Consider the following 5138-nt stretch of genomic DNA (forward strand, 5'->3'; position numbering starts at 1 on the left):
GCCATCGCCACCACGAAATCGCCGACGCGCTGTGCCAGCGCCGGGTGCGGTTCGCCGGGGCCGAAAAAACCGGCCTCGATGAACTGCCGGCCGTCGTAGACGGCTGCCCGCTCACCCAGATAGTCGGCCAGCTCGGCGCCGAGCGCTTCGCGCTGATCCGGCTTGGCGTGCACCAAGGCGAGGCGCGATTCGCCCGCCAGCGGCAGGCGTAGGCGCTGCAGCAGCTGCGGCTGGTCGTTCAGCAGCAGGCGCTGCGCCGGCGCGATGTCGACGAAGCCGTGGTCTGAAGTGACCAGCAGCAGCGAGTCGGTGCCGGCGATGGTCTTCAGGAACTGCCCGAGCTGCGCCTCGATCTGCCGCAGGTGCTCGCGCGTGCGCCGGTGGCCGATGCCATGCTCGTGTGCCAGTTGGTCGAGCTGCGGCCAGTAGGCGTGCACGTAGCGCGGCGCGCCGTCGGCGCGCAGTAGCCGTTCGAGTTGCCCGAACAGGCCGCCGAGCGAGCGGTAGGCATGCCGCTGCGCAGGTCCGGCGTGATGGCGCGAGTAGGCTGAGCCGGCCAGCTTGCGCGCGGTGACCACATGACAGTCGCGCGTGAGGCGCGCCGCCAGCGGCGGGCTGCGGTAAAGCGTGGCAATGTCGTCGGCCGGCAGCGCCCGCCCGCCGCGCGCCTGCGCCAGCAGCGGTAGCACGACTTGGTCGCGCGCCTCGAACGGCGTGAACCAGCCGAGCAGGCCGTGGCTGGCCGGTGACTGGCCGGTGAAAAACGTCGTCACCGCCGCCGCCGTGGTGGCCGGGCACACGCTGCGCAGGCCTCCCAGCAGGTTGCAGGCCAGCGGGCCGGCCGGGCTGGCGCAGGTCAGATAGTCGAGCCCCAGGCCGTCGATGATCAGCAGCACCAGGCTGCGCTTGGCGGCAAGGGCGCTGACCGGCAGTTCCTCCAGCGGCGGCAGACCAGTGCCGGGCCCGCCGGCGGCCAGCTCGATGCTCGCGATCAGATTCAGGACATCGCGCTCGCCGCGGCAGACCTGTGCCGGCGGGCGCTCAACAGGCCAGGGCCTGACGGCGGTCAACGAACGTTCTGGTGTAGGCACGGCAAGCTGCTATAAAGTGTGGACCGGCCACGCCGAAGTCCGACCGCCGCCGAGCGAGGAGTATCGATCATGAACGCACCCAGCCGCGACCTGCCGGTCCGCACCTGGACCGACCACACGCACGTTCCGTATTACCTGTACACGGACGAGGCCATCTACCGCCAGGAACTCGAGCGCATTTTCTACGGGCCGTTCTGGCACCCGGTGGCGCTGGAAGCCGAGTTGCCGCAGGTCAACGACTACAAAACCGTGGTGGTCGGCGAGACGCCGCTGATCGCCACGCGCACCGGCGCCGACGAGTTCGTGGTGATGATCAACGCCTGCGCGCACCGCGGCGTGCAGATCACCACCGAGTTCAAGGGCTGCGCCACCGACTTCACCTGTCCTTACCATGCCTGGGCTTACGACAGCCACGGCAATTTGCGCAACGTGCCTGGCGAGGACCGTTTCCCGGCCGACTTCGACAAAAAACATTACGGCCTGCGCCGCCTGCGCTCGGTGCTGTGGAACCAGGTGCTGTGGGCCACCTTCGACGATGCCACGCCACCCATCGAGGAGTTTTTCGGCGAGGTGACCGACTCGATCCGCGCCGCGCTCGGCGGCGGCGACCGCCGGCTGAAGCTGCTCGGCTACCAGAAGATCGTGTTCAACTGCAACTGGAAGGTGTACATGGACAACGACGGCTACCACGCCGGCCTGCTCCACACCGCCTTTCGGATGCTGAACTACCAGGGCGGCAAGGCACCGCTGGTGGCGGACGGCTTCGCCGGCCACTGGGGCGCGCACTACGAAGCGCACCGTATGGTCGACAACGGCTATCTGGCCGACCCGACGCTGGTGTTCACCGAGGGCGAGGAGAAAACCGCCGCGGTCAACCTGCTGCGGCCGGTCACGCAGGTGGTCAAGCATCTGAATTCGATCAACTTCCGCTTCGGCCGCCCGCTCGGACCGGACAAGACCGAGGTGCACTACACGTATCTGGCGTTCGCCGACGATCCGCCCGAACTGCTGCAGCACCGCATCCGCCAGTGCGCCAACCTGCTGGGCCCCAGCGGCTTTGTCAGCATCGAGGACGGCTCGATGTTCGAGCGCGTGCAAAAGGCCATGGGCGCGCCGGGCGGCGAGATCGCGTTCCTGAAAGGCCTCAAGGACAGCCCGGACGGCCACCGCAGCCTGCAGAACGACGAGGCCGGCAACACGCCCTGGTGGCGCTATTACAAGCAGGCGATGGGACTGTGAGCATGAACGTGATTCTCGATCCGGGCCTGCTGGCGCGGGTGGATGCCCTGCAGCAGGCGTATGCGCACGCGCTCGACCGGCGCGACATGCCCGGCTGGCTGGCCTGCTTTGCCAGCACCGGCCGCTACGAGCTCACCTCGGCCGAGAACGTGCGCCTGGGGCTGCCGGTCGGCATGATGCTGGACGACTGCCACGAGCGCCTGCGCGATCGCGTCAAGTACGTGAACGAGGTGTGGGCGAGCGTGGTCGATCACTACCAGCCGCGGCATATGCTGTCGCGCGACCTGTGTGCCTGGAGCGACGACGGGGCGATCGCCGCCAGCACCAACTTCTCGGTGTTCTACACCAACGCCGAGGGCAAGTCGGCGTTGCTGGCGACCGGCCACTACGAGGACCTCATCGTCGACGAGGGCGGTGCGCTCAAGTTCGCGTCCAAGCGGGCGGTGATGGACACCGCGGTGCCGCCGCGCTACATCATCTACCCGTTGTGAGCACCGCTGCCGGCGCGGCCGTCAAAACCGCGCCGGCAGGGCTTTTTTGAGCACGATGCGCCGGCGGCTGGTTTCCACGTAACCGCCGCGGCGCAGCTCGCGCAGCACGCGCGCCACCATCTCGCGCGAGGCGCCACAGCGTGCGGCCAGCTCGCGCTGCGGCGGTGGATTGGCAATGAAACATTCGCCATCCTGCTCGATTGCCAGCTCGCCGAGCAGCTGCGCCAGGCGTTGGTAGACGTCGCCCAGCGCGAAGCCGCGCACCGTGTCGGTGAGGTTGCGGATGCGCTGGCCGAGTATGGTGAGCAGCTGCTGGGTCGCTTGCGGGTAGCGCACCAGGATGTCGCGCAGCAGCGGGCCCGGAACCGACAAAAAGCGTGACGGCGCGGTCGTGACCACCGACGCCGAGCGCAGGCCGTCGCCCAGCATGGCCAGCTCGCCGAACCAGCTGCCGGCGCGCAGGATGTTGAGCGTGGCCTCACGTCCGGCGCCGTTGGTGATGAATACTCGCACCTCGCCCGACAGCAAAAAGTACACCGCCGTGCTGGCCTCGTTTTCACTCATCAGCAGATGCCGCGCGCCCACCGTGCGCACGCGCCCGATCTGCAGCAGGCGCAGCATGTCGTCGCCCGACAGCGGCTGCAGAATCGAAAACTGCGCGAATTCCGCGACCATGTCCGGCCCGTCGTGTCGGTGCTGAGGAAGCCGTGAGCGCCGGCATTATCCGGTTCGCCGTCGGCGGCGCGCAAACGCGCGCCGGGCGCCGCTTTCGTCCACTGCGCCGCGGTTTGGCGCTGGGGCTGGCAGTGTGGCTGGCCGGCCTTGCCGCCTGGCTGTGGCCGGCGGCGGACCGCTTCGAGCGAGAGCTTGCCCTGCCGTGGCTGTTCGCCGCCCGCGGGGCGCTGCCGGCACCGCCGCAGGCGTGCATCGTGGCCATCGATCGCGACTCGGCGCGGCGTCTGGGCCTGCCGGAGCGCGTCGACGCCTGGCCACGGCGCGTCTATGCCGAGCTCATCGAGCGGCTGGCGGCGGGTGGGGCGGACGTGATCGTGCTCGACGTCTTTTTTGGGCGCGCGCGGGCGGCGCCGGACGACGCGGCACTGGCCGCCGCCATCGCCGCGGCGGGCAACGTGGTGCTGTTCGGGCGCCTGCAGCGTGAGGTCGAGCGCCTGCCGGCGGCCGGGCCGGACGGGCAGCTGCGGGTCGATCGCCTGCTGGCGCCGTACGCGCCGTTTGCGCGCGCCGCGGCGGCGGTGGCGCCGTTCGTGCTGCCCAAGTCGCCGGCGCGCGTGGATACGGTGTGGACGCACCATCCGGCGGCGCCGGACCAGCCGACGCTGCCGGCGGCGGCGCTGGTGGTGCAGGCCGGGCGCACCTCATGCCCGGCGGCAGGCCGCGCCCCGCCGCCGCAACGGGCGGCCTGTGAGGTGCTGCATGGAGCACGCGAGCGAATGCTCAATTTCTATGGCCCACCGCGCAGCCTGAACATCGTGTCGGCGGCCGATGTGCTGCAGGGCGCGCGGCCCGACGTGCGCGGGCGGGCGGTGTTCATCGGCCACGTCGAGCCGTATTTCCCCAATCAAGCGGACAGCTTTCTGACCGCCGTCAGCCGGCCGGATGGGTTGGACCTGTCGGGGGTCGAGATCGCGGCGACGGCCTACCTCAATTTGCTGCGCCACGAATCTTTGCGGCCCGCGTCGCCGCCGGTGCTGGCGGCCGCCCTGCTGGTGAGCGGGCTCATGCTGGCCGTTTCGTTCCTACCGCTGCGCCCGGCCGGTGCCGCCGTCTGCGCGGCGCTGCTGATGGCGGCGTGCGGCGCCGGCGCGCTGGCGGTGTTCCGGCAGACCCAGCTTTGGCTGCCGCTGGCGCCGTGGCCGGTGCAGGTACTGACGGCGGCGTTCGGCGCGCTGGCTGTTCGGGCCCGCGCGAGCGGGCGCGAGCGGGCGCAGGTGGCGGCGGCGTTTTCGCATTACCTGCCGGCGCACGTGGTGCGGCAGGTGGTGCGCGCCGACGGTGAGGCGGGCCAGCCGCTGGCCGCCACCCGCCAGCGCGTGGTGTGCCTGATCAGCGACGCCACCGGTTACACCCATGTTGCCGAGCGGTTTCCAGCCGATGCCCTCGGCGAGCTGGTGAACCGCTACTACGCCACGCTGCTGGCGCCGATCGGCGCCGAGGGCGGCATCGTGACCGACATCGTGGGCGATTCGGCGCTGGCGCTGTGGCCGCTGACGCAGGCCAGCATCGCGCAGCGTCTGCGCGCCTGTCGGGCGGCGCTTCGCATCCAGCGGGCGCTGGCCGGTTTCGTCATTCCGGGTGG

At 70.3% G+C, this 5138-nt stretch carries 5 protein-coding genes; 3 read left to right on the forward strand and 2 right to left on the reverse strand.

Annotation, left to right across the window (positions count from 1 at the left end):
* Positions 1-1091, reverse strand: a 1091-nt coding sequence (locus tag PHC73_RS11425; RefSeq protein WP_300128226.1) for an alkaline phosphatase family protein, incomplete at its 3' end; no start/stop codon positions are given.
* Positions 1092-1160: 69 nt separating this feature from the next.
* Here PHC73_RS11425 and PHC73_RS11430 point away from each other — a divergent pair.
* Together PHC73_RS11430 and PHC73_RS11435 are read left to right on the forward strand one after the other, a co-directional pair.
* Positions 1161-2330, forward strand: coding sequence for an aromatic ring-hydroxylating dioxygenase subunit alpha (locus PHC73_RS11430; RefSeq protein ID WP_300128229.1), 1170 nt, complete (start codon positions 1161-1163; stop codon positions 2328-2330).
* 2 nt (positions 2331-2332) lie between these two features.
* Positions 2333-2821 (forward strand): aromatic-ring-hydroxylating dioxygenase subunit beta, encoded by a 489-nt coding sequence (locus tag PHC73_RS11435; protein WP_300128232.1) that lies wholly within the window; start codon positions 2333-2335, stop codon positions 2819-2821.
* A gap of 21 nt (positions 2822-2842) precedes the next feature.
* Here PHC73_RS11435 and PHC73_RS11440 read toward each other — a convergent pair whose 3' ends face one another.
* Positions 2843-3496: a Crp/Fnr family transcriptional regulator gene (locus PHC73_RS11440; protein ID WP_300128235.1), complete on the reverse strand. Its 654-nt coding sequence runs from the start codon at positions 3494-3496 to the stop codon at positions 2843-2845.
* A 32-nt stretch (positions 3497-3528) separates the two neighbouring features.
* Here PHC73_RS11440 and PHC73_RS11445 point away from each other — a divergent pair.
* A partial coding sequence (locus tag PHC73_RS11445) for a CHASE2 domain-containing protein (protein WP_300128238.1) occupies positions 3529-5138 on the forward strand: 1610 nt, incomplete at its 3' end.

This window comes from Immundisolibacter sp., from assembly GCF_028696615.1.
Lineage (GTDB): Bacteria > Pseudomonadota > Gammaproteobacteria > Immundisolibacterales > Immundisolibacteraceae > Immundisolibacter.

Coding starts and splice junctions, on each gene's coding strand:
- PHC73_RS11430 (WP_300128229.1), top strand. CDS start 1,161: ATGAACGCACCCAGCCGCGACCTGCCGGTCCGCACCTGGACCGACCAC.
- PHC73_RS11435 (WP_300128232.1), top strand. CDS start 2,333: ATGAACGTGATTCTCGATCCGGGCCTGCTGGCGCGGGTGGATGCCCTG.
- PHC73_RS11440 (WP_300128235.1), bottom strand. CDS start 3,496: ATGGTCGCGGAATTCGCGCAGTTTTCGATTCTGCAGCCGCTGTCGGGC.